This is a genomic window from Chlamydia pecorum E58 (genome assembly GCF_000204135.1).
Lineage (GTDB): Bacteria > Chlamydiota > Chlamydiia > Chlamydiales > Chlamydiaceae > Chlamydia > Chlamydia pecorum.
Genome location: NC_015408.1, coordinates 329352 through 348460 on the forward strand (window position 1 = coordinate 329352; position 19109 = coordinate 348460).

Consider the following 19109-nt stretch of genomic DNA (forward strand, 5'->3'; position numbering starts at 1 on the left):
TAAAATACATACCTATCCAGGTATGTATTTGCTTCGGTATTTTTCTTGATAAGAGTTTTCTTAGAAGCGAGTATAGCATAAAAAACGCACCAGAGAGGTGCGTTTTTTTACTGGATGCTTTTAAAAGCTTGTAATTTATACGTTAATTATAAATTGCTCCAGCCAACTGTGTAAGAATTTGATTTAGAATTTGCATAGATGTGGAAACTAATGTCCATTCTTGCTGGATGTTTGTCATTTGGTTTTGCAAATTCAACTGTTGCGTTTGGCTTTGTGTTGTATAATTTTGTTGGTCCGTTTGCACTTGAGAAAATATAGGGCTCAATCCCCCTGTCGGTGTGATATCTGGAAAGCCATTAGCAATAAATCCTTCTAGAGCCGCTAGAGTTGGAATCCAATCCTTAAAGCTGGTAATTTTAAATGTATCTTTATCATAGGTATCTTGACTGCTCCCCTCTTTTTGAGGTTCAACAGTTACACTTACAAATAGAGAATCTAAGACCGTAAGCTGATTTAAAGTAATCGCCAGGGAGTATTTGTAGCGAGTAACTGAGTTAATCATCACTGCCAGCTGTGCCTTATCGACGCCTTCAAGGTTCTTTATCCGTTCAAGTAGAGAGTTTGCAAGTGCTAATGCACGTTTACATTGCTCAGAATCTCTAGTGATGTATTCACGTTCGCGTGACATTCCTACGATAGTATCGAAGTAATCACCACAAAAGAGGTCTGCTCCTTCTTTACTTTCTATTAAATAGGACGAGAAATTGTAGTAGACAGAGGTAATGGCAAAGCTATTAGTGATAGATAACAGATTGTTAAGGGCGTTTGCTGCTAGGTTGTTAAAATTAATTTCTTTAATTAAAGGCTCTAGAAAGTTTGCTTGCTTCGGTAATTGAGAGTTTAAAATCATGTAAATAAATGCAGATCCTAAACTGTTAGCGCGTAACCATTCTTGGACAGCTTCTGTTCTTTGATTTGTAAATGAAGCTGTCCCGGGATCTAGATTCTCATATTGGGTTTCTAAGCTTGCAATTTGCTGTTGTAGCGATTGGATATGGGCGTTAGCTGCTGCAGAATATTGTTGTAGTAAGCTTTGTGCTTGAGAAACAAAGGTATCAGATATACTCCCCACACTTAATAAATTTTGAGTTACATATTTATTTAAGTCGGGGTAGTAGTTGCCGTTTTTTTCGATATAGTAATTTGCAAAACTGCTATCGTCAGCTATAGATTGTACTTTGCTCCCGATGTCAGAAAAAAAGTGCCTTTGAGCAAGTTCTCTTCCTTGAGTTTTAGTGTAAGTTTTCATTTGATCTGTTGTAGTAACGGCATTATGTATGCAGTAGTCCGCAAGTATTTGGTAAACTTCAGTTTTGGAGATCCAGCCGAAAACAACATCTCCTCCTGAAATAATTCGGATATTTAAGAACTGATTAACGTAGTTATTTAATAGTGTTTTTTCTTCAGAGGTTAGGTTTTCATAAGCATAAGACATACTGATAAGAGCAGCATCGAGCTCCATAGAAACGGTTAACATAGAGGAGCCATATTGTCCCTCAAAAGCGGTTTTTAGTTTCGATGCACACTCCATCCATGCTGTCATGGTAGCGTTGGTTTCTTGAAACAGAGCAAGTTGTTCTTCAACAGCTTTTCTTTGAGTATCTATAGCTCTACGTGCTTCATTAAGATTAAGAATTAAGGTTTGGTAGGTTCCTGTAATTTTATCTCTATATGTTGCTGCTTGTGATGCAGTCAAATAGCGATCTAAGGCGGTTTTGTTGGGGAGTTCTGTAGCTCTGTAAATTGTAGATAAGTCGGCATCTGTTAAAGGTTGCTTTGTAAGCAAAGGAGAAAGAACTTGAATCATTTGAATGACTTCAGAGTCTCCTCCTAAAGAAGGTTCTTGAGTCATGGCATCTTGAAGCCCACTACAAATAGCTTGTAGCATCGTTTGTCCATTGATTTCTTTGACATTTTCGGGCGTCATTGCAGGAATCTGTAATTGGATACTTAGTAAGGCCTGATTCATGTCCTTGATGATGCTTCCGATATGAGTGCGGTATACCAGCAGATGTTCTTCAATATTTTCAGCAATAAAGGTCTCAACATAGGAGGTTTCATAAGCTGCTAGGGCCTGTGTAATAGTCTCTTCTGGTGTGTTTGATGCTTCTAATTTTGCCCTTAGTTCTGTCTGTCCTTGCTGGATCTCTGCTGCTTGTTCAGTTTTGACATATGTAGCAAGGCTTTCTGGAGATGGTACTGAAACTCCAGAGAATACTGCTCTTTGTTCTACATCTGATAAAGAAGTTTTTCCTTGATAGCTTGAAAGAAGTATTTGTGTTGTAGCAATTGTGGATAGCCTACTTAAATCTATCGCAGTCACTGTTGAAATCAACTCATTCAGACCTTGGAGAGCTTCAGGAATTAAAGCCAACGCCGCGTTTTCTTGAATTGCGGCAACTGTAGTTCCTGTAATTGTCTTAGGTATAGGGGCAGAACTTTTTATAGGTTTTTTAAAAGAAGATGTCGCTCGAGAAACAGGAAAAGCTGTGTTATTCGCATTAATAAAAGTTTCCGGAGAAGCTTGGGCTGACTGTAAGGCAAGAGCTAAATGCTTTAATGCATAAATCCCTGAATTTAATTCTTCTATGTTGATTGCAGGTTGTGCATGAGGATTAAACCTTGAATATTTGTGATTTAAATTAATCACATGCACACCCTCTCCAGAGCTCGTTTTTGGACATAATGAAATAGAAGAAAAAGAAGACATAGAAAAAATTATCTTTTGTTTTTCTTTTATTCTCTTTCTTTTGAAGATTTTTCTATAAAACTATTTTTGTTTTGATTTTTTTATTTTTCTTATGGTGTTGTTTGTTCGTTTTTTAAGAAAACAGCATTTTTATTTTAATTAAAAATAAAAAAAATCATGGTAATGTTAATAAAAAATAATGTTGTCAACCATGAATGGACGTTGCCATGATGAATAGTTCTTCTATTTTAGCGCTTTGCAGAAGACTTCCTACAGATCTTTCTTTAAAAGTTCCTGTACAGCAGCCACAGCAGTTATTAGAGCAAGTATTTCATTATGAGAACATTATTTCAGAAAAATTTATTGTTCAGAGGTTATTGCAAGTTTTAGAGCAGAAATCTAACGAGAGCTATCGTCATTTGCAAGAGAGGATGCATAAATATGACGCAGAGCAGAGCACAGGAATGAAATCACTATGTGCAGTTGCGAGGCGTGAAAAGCCTCTTTCATCTTTTTCTGATTCTATTTCTGTAGTTGCCACAACTCCAGGGACAGGGACGCCGGGCTCTACATCTGAAATTACGTATTATAATGGCATAAAGCAAAACTGGGCGAAAAATCTCATCACAGGGATTAATACTGTGTTAACTAAAATCATGGCATTTGTAAATGGCTCGAGCAATCGGGAGGAATTTAATAAAATTCAAGCTGAAGTTCAGAGGTTAGTCGCTGCGGGAACAAACCTAACAAATGAGGATTTTACTCTACTTTATAGTCTTCCTAAACAGATATTTACAGCAATGCAAAGAGCGGAGACGTTAACGGGAACGCAGAAAGTAGAGTTTACGAATGAATTAGCTGATCAATTTGGGAATGAACAAACTTTAGTGCAAACCTTCGCAGATATTCGTATAGAGGGATTTCAAGATATTTTGACTGCGATCAAAGCTCTGCTTACTACTGAGCAGTTTGAGGTTTTTTTACCAATAGAGCAAAAGCTTTTAGAGCTATCTAGCCATATGTCCAAGTTTACTGAGCAAGAACTTTTAGAAGTTGCTAATGCTGGAGAGAATTTCGCTACAGTGATTCGTGAGTCTGAGCTTTCAAGAAATGATAAAATCTTTTTCTGTCAGAATATCTCGGATTTGTATGAGGATCAGGTGAGTGCTCTGAATTCCTTTGATACTGTTATTGCTGGGAGTGTATATGTAAATCAGCATCAAGGAACAGTGTTTTCTTTGGTGACAAATTTCATGACCTCTTTGATGGGGACTTTTGCGCCTATTGATTTAAGCACTGCGAATATAGACGTAACCAGTGCTTCTATCTCTGGAGCTTTACAAACAGCTCGAGCTATAAACTCTCGTTTTAAAGAATTAACTGCAAACCAGAAGCAGCTCGTGAACAATGCTGTAGAATCGTTGAAAAGGTTTCGAATTGATCAGTATCTAGGAGCTGTATGGGCGTATTTTGTCGCAGCTACAGTGCTAGCAAATAAACCTTCAGCAACAATGACTGAGGTAGGACAAGCTATAAATGCAGCAGCAGAAGAGATAACAGGGTCAGGCTTTGGGTTGGCATATGGAATGAAGCAGGCCATGGACCAAATAGTAACTAATAGTGGGCAATTTACTTTAGGTACAACAGGTACAAATACATACGAGAATTATACTATTTATAGTAATGACAATTCTAAAGTATCCGTTAACAAAGTATTATTAAATTTTGGCTCGACAGGTTTTCTTCCAAAAGTGACATCTTGGGCACAAAGTTTTGCAGAAACTACTGCTCGTGCTTATTTTCGGTACAAGGCTTTAGCAGCTGTAGAGTCAGAAACTATTCAGTCTCAAGTTGAGGAGTTGCAAAATGAGCAGAAGCAGTTTAATTCATTAGAGCAAAATCTTTATGCACAGCAGCTTGTTGCTCAAGCAAGTGAAGTGCGCGCTATGCCTCTTCCTTCGGCTGTGGCTTCAGTTCTTATAGATCGTTATATGCCAAAAGAGGTGGACTTCTTAAACAGTATCTATGGGGAACTTTACTATAGCAATTTGGGTTCTTCTGTGGGCAATGCGATGATCGAAGCTATAGCGCAATATGTAAACGGAGCGACATATTTTAACTTTGCGAGTTATGTAGGGCAACAGCCTGCTGTTGGAGCTGGGTCTGGGTCTGGAGGAGATAACACCTTCCCAGGATCTCAAGAGAGTGCCCAGGCAAAACTAGACCGAGAACGAGATCAAGCAGCTTTATATTTAGCAGCAACACAGAAGGCTTTAACCACTCTTAAAGAACAAAAAGAGCGTGTTCTTGAGGATAACACCATTACAAATGAACAACGTACGACGATTCTAGATTCTTTAGCTTTATATCAAGATAACTTAAATACAATTTCAGGATCCTTAGTTCTTTTGCAGGTATATCTAAGTCCTTTAAGTGTTAGTGCTGGCGATGTTGCTGGGACGTTTAAGGTTACGGGTGGTCAGGAACAGTGGCAGTCTCGTTTAGAAATTTTAGAAGATGCTTTAGTTTCAGGGTTGGTAGGGAATTCTATTAATGGAGGGATGTTCCCACTTCAGGCGACGATTCAGGCAGATCAACAAGGATTCGCAGATTTAGGGCAGAATTTCCAGTTAGAGCTTCAGATGCATTTAACCTCTATGCAGCAAGAATGGACAGTTGTTGCAACTTCCTTGCAGATTTTGAATCAAATGTACCTAAGCCTAGCAAGAAGTTTAATAGGTTAAAGGATCCCTCATAGAGGTTTTTTATAGCTCAAAAAATGGTGGCATAGTTTTTGCTTCTTTCTTTTTATGAAACAGTATGAGGAGAAGTCTCTATGCATCCCACACAAGTGCACCAAAAATTAGCACGCCTGGAATTCCTAAATGACCAGCTGTATGCAGAACTTGAGTTTATAAATGAATTGCTTCTTACGTTGGGTTTCCCCGAGGGGATTGCTACAATAAAAGCTATAGCTCAAGAGGTTCTTTCAGATGAAGAGTTCCTAGATTAAAACTGCGTGCTGTCTTTTGGCTAATAGGTAAACGAGTCCCCTAAATAATGTTGCTTTACCATGGGGTTGGTGATCATCTGTGATGCAGAGCCCTCAAAAAAAATCTTCCCATCGATAATAAGATAGCATCTATCCGCAATAGAGAGGAGTTCCTTAGCATTATGATCCGTGATGAGAATGCCAATTCCTCTTCCGGCTAAGATTTTAATGAGGTATTTTACATTCTGAATTACTAAGGGGTCGACATTTGCAAAAGGCTCATCAAGAAGAAGCACACTAGGATTTAATGCAAGGACACAAGCGATTTCCAATCTTCGACGTTCCCCTCCAGATAGGGAGCCGGCTTTTTTATGCAAGCATGTGGTTAATTGTAAATCTTCAACAAGAGTGTGAAGCAAGTGGGATTGTTGCTTACGCCCTTTATAGATAATTTCAAGAATGCAGGATAAGTTGGCTTCTGTGGTTAAGTCTTTAAATACTGTGGGTTCTTGTGCAAGATAACCAATCCCTAAACGAGCCCTACTGTCCATGGTTTTCCGTGTTACGTCAATGTTTTTAAACAGGATCTGTCCTGCATCTGGGCGGATTAACCCTACAGTTTGATAAAATGCTGTCGTTTTCCCTGCACCATTAGGACCAAGAAGACCTACAATTTCTCCAGGGTTGATATCGAAAGAAACATCGTTAGTGACGGGTTTTTTATTGTATTTTTTAACAAGATTACGCACGGAGAGTATAGGCATAAGTCTTATTTCCTTAGTAAAGATAGAGAGAACGTTTTCATGCCTCCAGAGATACGATCTTCTGGGTCTAGAGGCTCATTCAGTGAGTCAATGCGGAAACAGCAATTGTGAATACTTAACATCCCGTCTAGGTAATCTAAAAGACCTGAGTTGCCCTGAAATAGCATGATTCTATCTAACTCCTGAGTGCGGATGTTCCCAGAAATTCGAGAAAGAAACTCTTTGCAGGAGACGTCCTTGCGGGCGATACGCAGCTCTATATGTGACTTAATAATGTCACAGTGAAAAAACTTTTGGTGAGCAGAGCAAATTTCCTTACGTATTCCAAGTTTTTTAATTTTTAAAAAAGGAGGGACAGCTTCTGTACGTTTCTTATCACAAGGCGGCTCACAGAATTTACTAAAATTGAGCATGATAAAGAGCGTCCCACACGCCAAAAGTAACATCCCCAGAAGACCCAAAAAACCACACACAATAAATCTTGTCATACAGGAAGAAGATTTAAGGATTGTACAAAAGTAAAGAGTTGATCCCAGATGGGCAATAAAGAAGCAAAGGTTTCTATATCTAACATGGAGGCTGCATCGCTTTTTGCCATAGCAGGCTGCAGATGCGTTTCAATAAATAACCCATGAATTCCCGTAGCGATGGCTGCACGTGTTAACGTAGGGATGAACTCTGTCTGTCCCCCACTTTGTGTGGTTAGCGCTCCGGGAAGTTGTACAGCATGCGTGCCATCAAAAATTACGGGGAAGCCCATACCCTTCATCACGGCTAACGAACGCATATCTACAATAAGGTTCTGATACCCAAAAGAACATCCACGCTCTGTAAGCATAATATTGTCATTTCTTGTAGATAGGATCTTATCAATAGGACCTTGCATATCCCAAGGAGAGAGGAATTGCCCTTTTTTTATGTTTACGCAGGCCCCAGTTTCTCCTGCAGCCACAAGAAGATCTGTTTGTCGGCAAAGAAAAGCAGGAATTTGAAGGATATCGCACACTTCTGCAGCTTGATGCGCCTCTTGGGGAGAATGCACATCTGTGAGGATCTCCACGCCATATGTAGCTTTTATCTTAGCAAGGATGTTTAATCCCTCTCGGATCCCTGGTCCCCGATACGAAGCTAGAGAAGAACGATTTGCCTTATCATAGCTACTTTTAAATATCCATCGGATCCGATCTGCATAGGGGGCCAACAGTTCATGAAGCTTCGCTGCTGTCTGTAGTGCTGCTTCTTCGCTTTCTATTACGCAAGGGCCTGCGATGAGAATCATTTTGTCTTTGTTCACTTGTCTTACTCCATTCACTCTATCCTAGGGGTACTATAGAGTTTTCTTGGAAACAAGTCTAATTTTTTAAGAACACGCTCTTCGAGGAACACGATAAAGTTTAGAGAAAGAGTCACAATTGACTTTTTTATCATGAGACTTATACTTGTGGGTACAAGCCATTTGCTATCATGTGTAAAAGGCGTTTAGGTAGGAAGATTTGGACCGATAGCTCAGTGGATAGAGCATTCGCCTTCTAAGCGAATGGCCGCAGGTTCGAATCCTGCTCGGTCCGATACTTTGACAGCTTCTGCTAAAAAATACAGTTGATTTTTCTATGGAAGAAAAGCTCCCTACTTTTCTTCCATAATTTCTAAGCTGACTTTTACATTGTTTCTGCTAGCTACGGAAACAAGTAGCGTGCGGATCGCTTTGATTGTACGCCCTTCCTTGCCAATAATTTTCCCAATGTCAGGTTTTGCTACACTGAGTTCGTAAATAATGGTGTTGGTTCCTTGAACTTCTTTAATATGAACCTCATTCGGACGGTCGACAAGATTTTTGATAATATAGGCTAAAAAGTCTTTCATAAAGCAATCCTATAACTATATTCGCATTTTTAGGAGAATTCGCATTTTTAGGAGATAGGTAAAAATCGAACTCAATAAAATGATTTTAATATTTTTTAAATAAAGAAACCAATTCTTGATTTTAAATAAAACCCAGGAGCTTTTTATCCATAATAAAGCTATTTTGGAATTCTTTTAGTATTAAAGCCTTCATATCTTCAGGTAACGCAGCGGTGAGTTTTAGAGGTTGATGCGTTTCTGGGTGGATGAAATCTAAGCTATAGGCGTGGAGCTGTTGTTTGTCAAGGCCATAAACTCGGTTTGCTGAAGAAGAGCCATAGATAGGGTCTCCCAAAATCGGAGAATGCGAGTGCTTCATATGCACGCGAAGTTGGTGAGTTCTTCCTGTCTCTGGGGAGAGAAGAACAAGGCTAAGTTTGCCATTATAAGCAAGAACTTGGCAGTGTGTTGTAGCTTCTTTCCCTACAGACGAGACGGTAAATTCCTTTCTTTTTTGTGGATGACGCGCAAGGCGCGTATGAATTTGAGTTTGCAAAGGCTTGCCAACGCAAACTGCAAGATATCGTTTTTGTAAAAGCTTTTTTGCAAAAAGCTCTCCATAAATTTTTTTTGCCTTTAGGGTTTTTGCTGTAATGAGGAGTCCTGAGGTGTCTTTATCTAAACGATGCACAATCCCCGGCCTCCAGGGCTCTTCAGGGAATTCTTGTTTTAATCGCTCTCCGATTTCATGAAGAAGGGCATGCACTATTGTCCCGGCATGGTGACCGGGAGAGGGGTGAACCACCATATCTCGGGGTTTGTTCACAACAATAATCATGGAATCTTCATATACCTTATGCAGAGGGATCTCTTCAGGGAGGAGTTCTGAAAGCTCTTCTTTTTCTTGAATGTGTATAGTAACGACATCTCCCTCAGAGAGACGAGAGGACACTTTCGTCTGAACTTCTCCATTGATAAACACATTGTGATTTACAATGTGTTTTTGATAAAACGCTCGGGAATACTCGGGATACATCATTGCTAAATACTTATCCAAGCGCATCAACGTTGGTTCTGTAACTGTGAAGGATAAAGCCTCTGTCATATTACAAAGAGTTTGTTGTTTCATATATTTTAATATCGGGAAAGTTATGCTTCTAGGAGAATTCTTTATTAAAGATCTTTGTTTAAAAAGAATTTTACGGAGAACGTTTCTCCGAGAGACAGCTTTTCAGGAGAGGCTTAAAGTTCACACTTCTTAAGAAGAAGTTCTTCGGAAGAGATCATGCGATAATGAGAACACGCAAGAAAAACTACAGAAGGAGGAGATGGATAGCAAAACTTCTGGGTAAGAAGACTACGTACATGAGCAAGAGTTTGCTGCCATATATCTATAGGTAAAGGAAATTTTTCAAGGCGTTTTGCTAGATAGAGAGTGTGTTTGTAAAGGATAAGGTCAAGGTAAAGATCGTGGTTGATTAGGGGGGCCCAGCGTTTGGGAGTGTGTAGAAAGCTGCAGGAGACAGCGTCATCCAAGGGAGAGGCTAAGAAAAACGTTGCCTGCATGATTATTCTCTATATATGGAGCGCATTCTTTTGGATGCTTTTTGTGCTCGGTCCATATCTTTATGTACTGTGCCAAAGCAAGAAATTAAAATAGAATTCAAGAATTTGTCATACATCTCTTGACCTTTCTCTGCCCCCATTTTTTGGATCAGTGCTTGGCGGAGCTGATCTAGAGTTTTTATAGAGCCTTCAAAAGACATATTTGCTGCAGAAAGATCTTCGGGGACCTTAGCTTGTGGGGAGCGTACCGCTTGAGCTTCTATATTTTGGGAAGATATATGACGAGGTTCCATATTCCTGCCTCTACATTTAAGCATATTTTACTCCGAATAAGAAATATTTTTCTATATTCGCTAGAATCTCGTTATAAATCTGCAGATTCTTAAAAGAGTTTGTTTTTATTTAAATAGTTAAAAGTGTTTTTCTTTGGTTTTTAAATTGTGTAATTTGAGTTTTTCTTTTTCCTAGATGAGCATAACGATTTAGGAGATCTTGAAGATACTTTATGGTGTATTCTTTAATTCTGCTGAGATCTTTCTTTACAGCGAGTTGTTTTTTTTCTAAGGCAGAGATCTCCTTTTTATAGGTCTCTTCTCGGAAACAAAGGATTTTACGGATCGTTAAAGAAGCTAGCTGACCTGTGTCTGCTTTTGTAGGGAGAGCGGGAAGCTCAGGAAGCCAAGGAGCCAAAACAGAAAGAATAGTTTGATGGATATGCTCTTGAGATACTCGTGTTGCTTTAGAGAGACGCTCTCGGACAGGGTCATACAGGCGATGTTTTATAAAGAGGTATTCTAAGCTTTTATGATAGTGCTCGCGCTCTAATTGCTCTAATAATAGTTGCAGTTCTTTTTGGAGATACTCTTGAAGTGCCTCTGTATGGAATTTTAATATTGTTGAGACAGAACACTCTATCGGGGAGTGATGGTGAATTGCCGTGGGGCGTGAAAATAGTTCTACTTGGCATTCTGTATGTTCAAATAACGCGGGGAGGAGAGCTTCAGCATGGACCCCTCTAGGAAGCTTGATTTCTATGTGCGGGAGATCTGTAGAGAAATCTTGAATGGAATCGATTTTTATCACGCCTCGCTTCGCAGCATTTTCTATAGAATGAATGAGGGTTTCCGTTGTTGTTGAGGGGCAGATTTCTTGAATTAACAAGGTCTTGTCATCCAAGATTTGAATCTTCGCACGGAGAAGCACAGAACCTAAACCATCTTGATATTGTGTTGCATCCATGAGGGCTCCTGAGGGGAAGTCTGGAAGCAACGTAAAGGGACGGTTTTTTAATAGTGCAATTTGTGCTTGTATGAGCTCGCTGAAGTTGTGAGGGAAGATTTTCGTCATCATTCCTACGGCAATGCCATCTACCCCATGTAATAAGAGTAAAGGAAGCTTCGAAGGAAGGGTTTTGGGTTCCTGATCTCTACCGTCATAGGAGTCTTGCATGCACATAAGATCAGTATTGAACAGAGTCTCTTTCGCTAAAGGACTGAGCCGCGCTTCGATATAACGCGCAGCAGCATGGGGATCTCCTGTTAGGGGGTTCCCAAAATTTCCTTGGGTTTCGATGAGATACCCTTTGTTTGCAAGAACAACGAGGGCTTCAATAATGGCTGCATCCCCATGGGGATGGAACGCCATGGTCCTTCCAGCAATATTGGCGACCTTGTGCATTTTCCCATCGTCCATGCGAAACAACGTCCATAACAAACGCCGTTGCACAGGCTTTAGGCCATCAAGGACATGAGGGATGGCTCTTTCTAAAATTACATAGGAGGCGTAATGCATAAATTGCGTTTTAAACAATTCGGAAACGTCATGCATGGTTACACATCTGTAATGAGGTTATCTAAAATAAACTGCTTTCGTTCTTTTGTATTTTTCCCCATGTAGAATTGCAATAGAGAAGGCAGCCCTGAAGGATCAGAAATTGTTACGGGAGCTAAGCGCATCTTAGGACCAATAAACGCTTTGAATTCCTTGGGGGAGATTTCCCCTAGTCCTTTAAATCTTGTAATTTCTAAGGCGCTCTTTTTCCCAAGAGCTTGTATGGCTGCAAGTTTTTCTTGCTCCGAATAGCAATAAATAGTCTGTTCGTGATTGCGGAGTTTAAACAAGGGGGTTTCTAAAATAAATACATGCCCTCCTGTCACTAAAGAAAGAAAGCTTTTTAAGAAAAATGTGATGAGCAGATTACGGATATGCATCCCATCGACATCTGCATCTGTCGCGAGAATAATTTTGTTATAACGTAGCTGTTGAGGGCCATGCTTAGCAAAGCCTAAAGCTGTCGCAAGGTAAAACAGCTCATCATTTTTATACATCTTTGCTTCTTCTAAAGAAAAGACATTCATAGGCTTTCCTCGAAGAGAGAATACAGCTTGGGTATGAGGATCTCGGGAAGCTAAAATCGATGCAGAGGCCGATTCTCCTTCTGTAACAAATAGGGAAGAGGCCTCACCATAAAGAGATTGCTCATGGTAGTGAAATTTGCAATCACGTAATTTAGGAATTTTATAATGGGTCTTTTTTTGGTTCTCTTTGATCCCTTGCTTAATAAGTTGTATGCTTTTGCGTGTTTTCTCATTGGTTTTTATCTTTTCCAATAAGAGATGCGCCGTGGCTTTATCGCTACGTAGATACTCTATAATGCCTTGCTTGATTTCCTTAATTAAGGGCGTGCGGATTTGGGTGTTGCCTAGTTTGTTTTTGGTCTGTGATTCAAAAATAGGAGAAGAAATCTTTATGGCAAGGCATCCCATAAGTCCTTCGCGGATATCGTTTGTGGCAAAGTTCTTCCCAAAAAACTCGTTGATCCCTTTAACTACAGCCTCCTTAAAGGCACTCAGATGTGTTCCTCCATCTAGAGTTTCCTGGCCATTAACAAAGGAAGTATAGCGTTCTGTATGGGTGTCTAAATGGGAAAAGATAAACGAGAGCTTATCTTTCTGGAAGAAAATAGGAGGATACAACGCTCCTTGAGGAACTTCTGCATGAAAGAGGTCTTTGAGGCCCTCTTTAGAGACAAAAGATTCCGAGTTAAATAAGATTTCTAGTCCAGGGTGCACATAGGTATATTGACGGATTTTTTTGATTAGGAATTCCTGCTGAAAACGAAAGTTGGCAAAAATTTCTGCATCTGGAGTGAAGGAAACTTCCGTGCCGTTGGGATCCTTTGTAGAACTTTGTTGAGTTTCTTGAAGCACTCCCTGGCGATAATATGCTTTAAGAGATTTTTTGTTGCGTATAGAGCGAATAGTAAATTCACTGGATAGAGCATTGACAGCCTTAAGCCCCACGCCGTTCAGCCCTACAGAATAATGAAAGACATCTTCAGTATATTTTGCTCCCGTATTGATTTTAGAGGCACAATCAATAAGCTTCCCCAAGGGAATCCCTCGCCCATAATCACGAACCGTAAGCGTATTCTCTTTAGAGGTAATCTCTAAAGAGCTTCCATGCCCCATGATGTATTCATCAATGGCATTATCTACAACTTCTTTGAATAAAGTATAAATACCATCTTCGGGTTGGGAGCCGTCTCCTAGTCTGCCTATGTACATTCCCGCGCGCAGGCGGATATGCTCTAAAGAGGCTAGGGAAATGATGCTAGCTTCCGAGTATGTTGTCATGAGAGTGAGTCTTGATAAAACGCATTTGTGTATCTATGTTTCTCATAGATAAACTTTACGTGGATAAAGCGATATAGGATTTAGGCAAATGAAATAAAGATCCACAGTGTTCTGGAGATCCTACTATATTTTCTTTTTCCGGTTCAAGCAGGAAGAAATAGTTTGTCCTGTCTTTTTATTAGGGAGATAGGATTTCATGGTAACTAATGTATTGTTTGTCTATACAACGAGCGTACTTTATATAAGCAGGGGTTTTTGTTTCTTTTAGAATAGAGCTATGATGTTAGGAGTTGTCGGAGTTTGCTATCGAAATGCTGCGTTAAAAGATCGTGAGCGCGTGATTGTTTCCTTAGCCGCTCTGGAAGAAGATGCACATCTTGCCCAGAGGTTGCTTGGGGTTCGTGGTGCCTATGTGTTGCTTTTAACCTGCCATAGAGCAGAACTCTATTATTGCTCTGAAAGTGAAGAGGCTGCTCAGACCGCTTTGTTTTCGCGAATTTCTGCATTAGGAGTTCAGCCTTATGGATATCGAGGGAGAGCATGTTTCGAGCATCTCTTTCGTGTTACTAGTGGGATAGAGAGTTTAATCTTGGGCGAGACAGAAATTCAAGGACAGGTAAAGCGAGCTTATCTTAAAGCCTCCTCAGTCCGTCAACTTCCTTTTGCTTTGCATTTTTTATTTCAGAAGGCACTTAAAGAAGGTAAAGCTCTGCGGTCACGAACTCTTTTCCCTAGATCTCAGGTAACTATGGAGTCTTTAGTTTTAGAAACCTTAGAGGCCTATGGGAAGTCTCGAGCTTCCTCTCTTTTATTTGTGGGGTACTCTGCTATTAATAGAAAGATTGCAGCGAGTTTGTATGCCGTAGGATTTAAGAATATCGTGTTTTGCTCACAGCATAGGATTACGCTTCCCTATAGGGCGATCTCCTATGAAGATTTGTCTTTTTCTGATCCTTATGAGGTTATTTGTTTTGGTTCATCCCAGCTTTCCAAGCCATTTTATGAGATCCCCTTAGAAAATTTAGCGCAGATTCCCCAGCGTGTTGTTTTTGATTTTACCGTCCCTAGGACATGTGTATCGCAACAAGATTCTAGGGGGATCTCATATTTTGATATGGAATTTCTCAGCAAGAAAATCCAAAGTCAGCTTACGTTCAACCTTCCGTGTATGCACGAAGAAAATCTTTTTTTATTGTCAGCAGCAAAGAAACATTGGCAAATATATCAGAAAAAATGTTCTCACGTATTTCAGAATGCAGTTTTATCTTCATGCTCGAATTTTTTTGTAAGCTGTTGATTTTTTAACATCTAATTCAATTCTTGACATATACGATTATCAAAAATACTCTAAGCTTTCATCAGGGGATATTGCAATTCTCTTAGAAAGCATGTTAAGGCTCTAGTTTTTAAAAGTTATTGCTAGCTTGCGCATAAAATCTATTTATTTTTTTTCTTAGAGCTTAGTTCTTTACAGTGAAAAAGATAAAAAAAAAAGTTCATGATGTTGTTTATAAAAACAAGAAATCGTTTTTATTTTTAAAGTTTGTGTTGGCATAACTTGATTTAAGAGCGAAGGAGGCCTTCTCAAGAAAAGAGATCGCAAGCTTCTGTACGAAAAAGACAACAAGCTATGTTGGAGAAATTAATAAAAAATTTTGCCACGTATATGGGTATAACGTCAACCCTGGAATTTGATGCAGATGGGGCATATGTTTTGCCTATAGGCGAGGTAATAAAAGTGCGTGTTCAGCAAAATGCAGATAGTGACATTGTTTTAAGTACATCCTTAGGGACCTTGCCGCCTTCTGCAGATACAAAAAAGATTTACCTACAAATGATGGTTGCGAACTTTTTAGGAAGAGAAACCGGGGGAAGTTCGTTAGGATTAGATCCTGAGGGTCAGATTATGATGATCCGGAAGTTTTCAGGGGAGGTGTCTCCTGAAGATTTCGCTCGGCATATAGAGTGTTTCATGAATTTTTCGGAAGCGTGGTTGGAAGATTTGGGATTAAACTCGGAACAAAAGCAGTAGGCACATAGGGGAAAGTACACATGGCAGCACGGTTAGTTATTAACGAAGGCCCCTTGTCTGGTGTGGTTTTTGTCTTGGATCAAGGGGAGAGCTGGTTGATAGGGAAGGACGAAGCTTCCAATGACATTCCTATTGAGGATCCAGCGTTAGCTCCATCGCAAGCGAAAATTCAAAAGACAGCAGATGGATATACAATCACTAATGTGGATGCTTCTGTTCCTATCTTAGTAAATGGTAAGCAGATTTCAGGAACTGTAGCATTAAAAAGCTCGGATATCATTTCCTTAGGGAGCAACCAATACACATTTTTCCCTGAGATCTTTGATGCTGATGATGTTGTTTATGATTTTTCCTTACCAGCAGAAGATTTTTCTAATGCTTCGGGAAATTCTGCCGATAGTAATAGACAGCAAGCGCAGAGGGCGGCAGAGCCTTCCTCACAACAAGCTTCTGTAGCCTCAGAGAAAAGTTCGGCGCCGACAGCAAAAGATCAGGAGCTTGCGGAAGCATTTTTATCTTCAGCGAAAGCTGAAGGGAGCGGAGCACATTCAAAGAGTCCCGAAGATCTTAAAGCATCAGAAACTTTTGTAAAAGAAGCGAAAGCTCCTCAAAAAGAAAAAGAACAACCCCAAGAGTCCAAGAGTATTATGGAAGAAAACGAAGCTTCTCCTGAAGAGCAGGTGCCACCACAAGCTTCTCCCCCGCCTTCTTCACAAGCAGAATCTCCAAAGCCTGAAGCCTCTGCAAGCCAAGCTGCGCCTGTGCCAGACGCGCCCCAAAACCCTGCTGAGGCTGAGCAAGCACGTCCTGAAGAAGCTCCATCTGAGGAGCCCCAGCCTGCAGCGGCTTCTTCTTCTCAGCCTGCAGCAGAATCCTCTCAAGAAGAAAAGGGGGATGAGAATGCGGATCCTGATATTGTAGAGGATGCAGATCCTGAGGAGAATAAAGAGCTTGAAGAGGGAGCTCCCAAAGAGGAAAGCCAGGGAGAAGAAGAGCATGAGGACAATAAAGATCATGTCTTGGCTCCCTTTAACATCCAAGATTTATTTCGGTTTGATCAAGGGATTTTTCTTGCTGAGGTGGAAGAGGGAACGCATAAAAGCGTCTCAGTAGATCTTTCCCCTCCTCCGAGATTCCTGCTGAAAGTTCTTGCAGGAGCAAATATTGGCGCGGAGTTTTCTTTAGAAGAGGGAAGGTCGTACATTATAGGATCCGACCCAGCATCTGCAGATATTGTGTTTAACGATATTAGCGTATCACATCAGCATGCGAAGATCTCTGTGGGTTCTGATGATGTGATCATGATAGAAGATCTTGGGAGTAAGAATGGCGTAATTGTAGAAAGTAAGAAAATCGAGCATTCCTCTACGTTAACTGCGAACCAAGTTGTGGCTTTAGGAACAACGCTATTTCTTTTGGTGGATCATCAGGCTCCCTCCAATACCATTGTTGCGACTTTTGCTCCCGAGGATTATGGCTTATTTGGCAGACCTCAAGATGCTGAAGCTATTGCTAAACAGGCTTTGGAGGAAGAAGAAGAAAAACAAAAGCGGGCAACTCTCCCTACGGGTTCGTTTATTTTGACGTTGTTTATTGGGGGGTTGGCAATTTTATTTGGTGTGGGGACAGCTTCGCTGTTTCACACCAAAGAAATCGTTCCTTTGGAACATGTCAATTACAACGAAGACCTAGAAAGAATCGTAAAGCAATTCCCTACAGTGCGCTATACGTTTAATGAAACCAATGGACAGTTGTTTTTAATAGGACATGTAAAGAATAGCATAGATAAAAGCGAGCTTTTGTACAAAGTAGACACGCTAGCGTTTGTGAAATCCATCGATGACAACGTCATCGATGATGAGGCTGTATGGCAAGAAATGAACATCTTCTTGTCGAAGCGTCCTGAGTTTAAGGGTGTTAGCATGAGCTCTCCAGAACCTGGGAAGTTTGTCATTACGGGATATGTGAAAACTACAGATCAGGCGAGTTGCCTCGTAGATTACCTAAACATTCATTTCAACTATCTTTCTTTGCTTGAGAACAAAGTGGTTGTTGAGTCGCAAATGTTAAAGGTTATTTCAGGGCAACTACTTCAAAACGGCTTTGCGAATATTCATGTGTCTTTTGTTAATGGTGAGGTGATCCTTACAGGCTATGTAAATAATGACTCCGCAGAGAAGTTTCGCACGGTAGTACAAGAGCTTTCCAATATTCCCGGCGTACGTTTAGTGAAGAACTTTGCAGTGATGCTTCCTGCGGAAGAAGGCATAGTCAATTTAAATCTTCGCTATCCTAATCGTTATCGTGTGACAGGATATTCTAAATATGGAGATATCAGCATCAACGTTGTTGTGAATGGCAGAATTTTAACTCGTGGTGATCTTATCGATGGGATGACAGTAACGAGTATACAACCAAATGCGATTTTTCTAGAGAAGGAAGGGTTGAAATATAAAATAGACTACAATAAATAGATCAAAACTTATTAATTCTTTTGTATTTGGGTAAATAGTTTATGTTTAATATGGAAAATTCTGCAGCTAAAGAGGAAAAACAATCTCCTACGCTGTTTGATTTAGAAAAAGATATGCAAGATTTGGGCAAAGCTCAAGAAATCAAAGCTAGCGTACAGGATAAAGTGCAGAAATTAAATGCTGCATTACGAGAGGGTGCTCATAAGGAGTCTTTTGAAAAGCAGCAAGCCCTGCTCGCGGGATATCTCGCCTTACAGAAAGTTCTTGGGCGGATGAACCGTAAAATGATGTAAACCAAGTAAGGGGGAGATTTTATGACTACTACGGGAAGCAGTTGTTCCGCATTTAACTTTAATGAGATGCTCAACGGCGTATGTAAATACGTTCAAGGAGTACAGCAATATTTAACAGAGCTCGAGACGTCAACGCAAGGAACTGTTGACTTAGGAACTATGTTTAACTTGCAATTTCGCATGCAGATTTTGTCCCAGTATATGGAATCTGTTTCGAACATCTTGACTGCCGTGAATACGGAAATGATCACGATGGCAAGAGCAGTGAAAGGAAGTTAATAATATAAGAGAAAACTTATGGCAGATTTGGAAGTATTTGAAGCAGATTTTGCTTTATTGTTTGAAGCAGGCCTTGTTGCAATTAAACAAGGTGATGAAGATAGCGCAAAAAAGATTTTTCAAAGTTTACATATTCTTCGTCCTGAGCATCATGGATGTGATTTGGGCATGGCGTTAATTTCATTGCATAAGATGGATCTGATCCGTGCAGAAGAGCAACTAAGAGCTTTGGCAGAAAAAGAAAATGATAATTGGAGCATTAAAGCATTTCTTTCCCTAACACATATGATGATCGTTTTGCAGCAGGGAAGCTCTTTTGAAGTTCGCCGTGAAAGTTTAGAGCAGAGCTTAAAACTTGCTGATCAGGTATTGGCACATTGTGAAGTGGAATCTACACGAAGTCTTGCACAGTCCGTATTAGATTGGCATGAGACGTTAGTCGCAAAAAGCGCAGGGCCTTTGGGTTAGTCGAATATAACATAT

Annotated in this window: 18 protein-coding genes and 1 tRNA gene; 9 read left to right on the forward strand and 10 right to left on the reverse strand. The window is 40.1% G+C overall.

Going from position 1 to position 19109, the window contains the following annotated elements; translation table 11 throughout:
• Positions 1-142: 142 nt before the first annotated feature.
• Entirely contained in the window at positions 143-2770 is a 2628-nt protein-coding gene (locus G5S_RS01425; protein WP_013712401.1) for a CT620/CT621 family type III secretion system effector, read from the reverse strand.
• A 206-nt stretch (positions 2771-2976) separates the two neighbouring features.
• Here G5S_RS01425 and G5S_RS01430 point away from each other — a divergent pair, with 206 nt between their 5' ends.
• Positions 2977-5493, forward strand: coding sequence for a CT620/CT621 family type III secretion system effector (locus G5S_RS01430; protein WP_041467068.1), 2517 nt, complete (start codon positions 2977-2979; stop codon positions 5491-5493).
• Positions 5494-5585: 92 nt separating this feature from the next.
• On the forward strand, positions 5586-5762 hold the full coding sequence (locus G5S_RS05025) for a hypothetical protein (protein ID WP_013712403.1): 177 nt from the start codon (positions 5586-5588) through the stop codon (positions 5760-5762).
• 20 nt (positions 5763-5782) lie between these two features.
• Here G5S_RS05025 and lptB read toward each other — a convergent pair whose 3' ends face one another.
• The 3 genes from lptB to kdsA are packed head-to-tail and all read right to left on the reverse strand — an operon-like array spanning position 5783 to position 7799.
• On the reverse strand, positions 5783-6505 hold the full coding sequence (lptB, locus tag G5S_RS01435) for an LPS export ABC transporter ATP-binding protein (RefSeq protein ID WP_013712404.1): 723 nt from the start codon (positions 6503-6505) through the stop codon (positions 5783-5785).
• Between the two features lie 5 nt (positions 6506-6510).
• Positions 6511-6993 (reverse strand): DUF1137 domain-containing protein, encoded by a 483-nt coding sequence (locus G5S_RS01440; RefSeq protein WP_013712405.1) that lies wholly within the window; start codon positions 6991-6993, stop codon positions 6511-6513.
• Positions 6990-7799: a 3-deoxy-8-phosphooctulonate synthase gene (kdsA, locus tag G5S_RS01445; RefSeq protein WP_013712406.1), complete on the reverse strand. Its 810-nt coding sequence runs from the start codon at positions 7797-7799 to the stop codon at positions 6990-6992. Before kdsA ends, G5S_RS01440 begins: the two co-directional genes overlap by 4 nt.
• A gap of 201 nt (positions 7800-8000) precedes the next feature.
• On the opposite strand from kdsA, the gene G5S_RS01450 reads away from it, so the two are divergent.
• Positions 8001-8073: transfer RNA gene (locus tag G5S_RS01450), tRNA-Arg, on the forward strand.
• Positions 8074-8131: 58 nt separating this feature from the next.
• Here G5S_RS01450 and G5S_RS01455 read toward each other — a convergent pair.
• The 6 genes from G5S_RS01455 to G5S_RS01480 form a co-directional block, all read right to left on the reverse strand.
• Entirely contained in the window at positions 8132-8368 is a 237-nt protein-coding gene (locus G5S_RS01455) for a KH domain-containing protein (protein ID WP_013712407.1), read from the reverse strand.
• 121 nt (positions 8369-8489) lie between these two features.
• Positions 8490-9452: an RluA family pseudouridine synthase gene (locus G5S_RS01460; RefSeq protein WP_041467069.1), complete on the reverse strand. Its 963-nt coding sequence runs from the start codon at positions 9450-9452 to the stop codon at positions 8490-8492.
• A 137-nt stretch (positions 9453-9589) separates the two neighbouring features.
• On the reverse strand, positions 9590-9913 hold the full coding sequence (locus G5S_RS01465) for a hypothetical protein (protein WP_013712409.1): 324 nt from the start codon (positions 9911-9913) through the stop codon (positions 9590-9592).
• Positions 9914-9915: 2 nt separating this feature from the next.
• Positions 9916-10206 carry a CT656 family putative T3SS effector gene (locus G5S_RS01470; RefSeq protein WP_021756295.1) on the reverse strand — a complete coding sequence of 97 codons (291 nt, stop codon included), beginning with the start codon at positions 10204-10206 and terminating at the stop codon, positions 9916-9918.
• Between the two features lie 109 nt (positions 10207-10315).
• A complete protein-coding gene (locus G5S_RS01475) occupies positions 10316-11740 on the reverse strand; it encodes a DNA gyrase subunit A (RefSeq protein ID WP_013712411.1) in 1425 nt (474 codons plus the stop codon).
• Positions 11741-11742: 2 nt separating this feature from the next.
• Complete coding sequence (locus G5S_RS01480; protein WP_013712412.1) at positions 11743-13548, reverse strand: toprim domain-containing protein; 1806 nt, start codon at positions 13546-13548, stop codon at positions 11743-11745.
• Between the two features lie 277 nt (positions 13549-13825).
• Between G5S_RS01480 and hemA the strand changes: the two genes are divergently transcribed.
• The 6 genes from hemA to G5S_RS01510 all read left to right on the forward strand — a co-directional run bounded on the left by hemA (position 13826) and on the right by G5S_RS01510 (position 19094).
• Positions 13826-14845 carry a glutamyl-tRNA reductase gene (gene hemA, locus G5S_RS01485; protein ID WP_013712413.1) on the forward strand — a complete coding sequence of 340 codons (1020 nt, stop codon included), beginning with the start codon at positions 13826-13828 and terminating at the stop codon, positions 14843-14845.
• 333 nt (positions 14846-15178) lie between these two features.
• Positions 15179-15580, forward strand: a complete 402-nt coding sequence (locus G5S_RS01490; RefSeq protein WP_013712414.1) for a type III secretion system chaperone — start codon at positions 15179-15181, stop codon at positions 15578-15580.
• Positions 15581-15600: 20 nt separating this feature from the next.
• Positions 15601-18054, forward strand: coding sequence for a type III secretion system inner membrane ring subunit SctD (gene sctD, locus G5S_RS01495; protein ID WP_013712415.1), 2454 nt, complete (start codon positions 15601-15603; stop codon positions 18052-18054).
• 41 nt (positions 18055-18095) lie between these two features.
• Positions 18096-18347: a DUF5398 family protein gene (locus tag G5S_RS01500; RefSeq protein WP_013712416.1), complete on the forward strand. Its 252-nt coding sequence runs from the start codon at positions 18096-18098 to the stop codon at positions 18345-18347.
• A 21-nt stretch (positions 18348-18368) separates the two neighbouring features.
• The gene (cdsF, locus tag G5S_RS01505; protein ID WP_021756300.1) at positions 18369-18626 is read left to right on the forward strand and encodes a type III secretion system protein CdsF; all 258 of its coding nucleotides are present in this window, start codon (positions 18369-18371) and stop codon (positions 18624-18626) included.
• 18 nt (positions 18627-18644) lie between these two features.
• Complete coding sequence (locus G5S_RS01510; RefSeq protein ID WP_013712417.1) at positions 18645-19094, forward strand: CdsG family type III secretion system protein; 450 nt, start codon at positions 18645-18647, stop codon at positions 19092-19094.
• Positions 19095-19109 lie beyond the last annotated feature (15 nt).

Coding starts and splice junctions, on each gene's coding strand:
- G5S_RS01430 (WP_041467068.1), top strand. CDS start 2,977: ATGATGAATAGTTCTTCTATTTTAGCGCTTTGCAGAAGACTTCCTACA.
- G5S_RS05025 (WP_013712403.1), top strand. CDS start 5,586: ATGCATCCCACACAAGTGCACCAAAAATTAGCACGCCTGGAATTCCTA.
- sctD (WP_013712415.1), top strand. CDS start 15,601: ATGGCAGCACGGTTAGTTATTAACGAAGGCCCCTTGTCTGGTGTGGTT.
- G5S_RS01425 (WP_013712401.1), bottom strand. CDS start 2,770: ATGTCTTCTTTTTCTTCTATTTCATTATGTCCAAAAACGAGCTCTGGA.
- G5S_RS01460 (WP_041467069.1), bottom strand. CDS start 9,452: ATGACAGAGGCTTTATCCTTCACAGTTACAGAACCAACGTTGATGCGC.
- lptB (WP_013712404.1), bottom strand. CDS start 6,505: ATGCCTATACTCTCCGTGCGTAATCTTGTTAAAAAATACAATAAAAAA.
- hemA (WP_013712413.1), top strand. CDS start 13,826: ATGATGTTAGGAGTTGTCGGAGTTTGCTATCGAAATGCTGCGTTAAAA.
- G5S_RS01470 (WP_021756295.1), bottom strand. CDS start 10,206: ATGGAACCTCGTCATATATCTTCCCAAAATATAGAAGCTCAAGCGGTA.
- G5S_RS01455 (WP_013712407.1), bottom strand. CDS start 8,368: ATGAAAGACTTTTTAGCCTATATTATCAAAAATCTTGTCGACCGTCCG.
- G5S_RS01490 (WP_013712414.1), top strand. CDS start 15,179: ATGTTGGAGAAATTAATAAAAAATTTTGCCACGTATATGGGTATAACG.
- G5S_RS01440 (WP_013712405.1), bottom strand. CDS start 6,993: ATGACAAGATTTATTGTGTGTGGTTTTTTGGGTCTTCTGGGGATGTTA.
- cdsF (WP_021756300.1), top strand. CDS start 18,369: ATGACTACTACGGGAAGCAGTTGTTCCGCATTTAACTTTAATGAGATG.
- G5S_RS01475 (WP_013712411.1), bottom strand. CDS start 11,740: ATGCATGACGTTTCCGAATTGTTTAAAACGCAATTTATGCATTACGCC.
- G5S_RS01500 (WP_013712416.1), top strand. CDS start 18,096: ATGTTTAATATGGAAAATTCTGCAGCTAAAGAGGAAAAACAATCTCCT.
- G5S_RS01465 (WP_013712409.1), bottom strand. CDS start 9,913: ATGCAGGCAACGTTTTTCTTAGCCTCTCCCTTGGATGACGCTGTCTCC.
- G5S_RS01510 (WP_013712417.1), top strand. CDS start 18,645: ATGGCAGATTTGGAAGTATTTGAAGCAGATTTTGCTTTATTGTTTGAA.
- G5S_RS01480 (WP_013712412.1), bottom strand. CDS start 13,548: ATGACAACATACTCGGAAGCTAGCATCATTTCCCTAGCCTCTTTAGAG.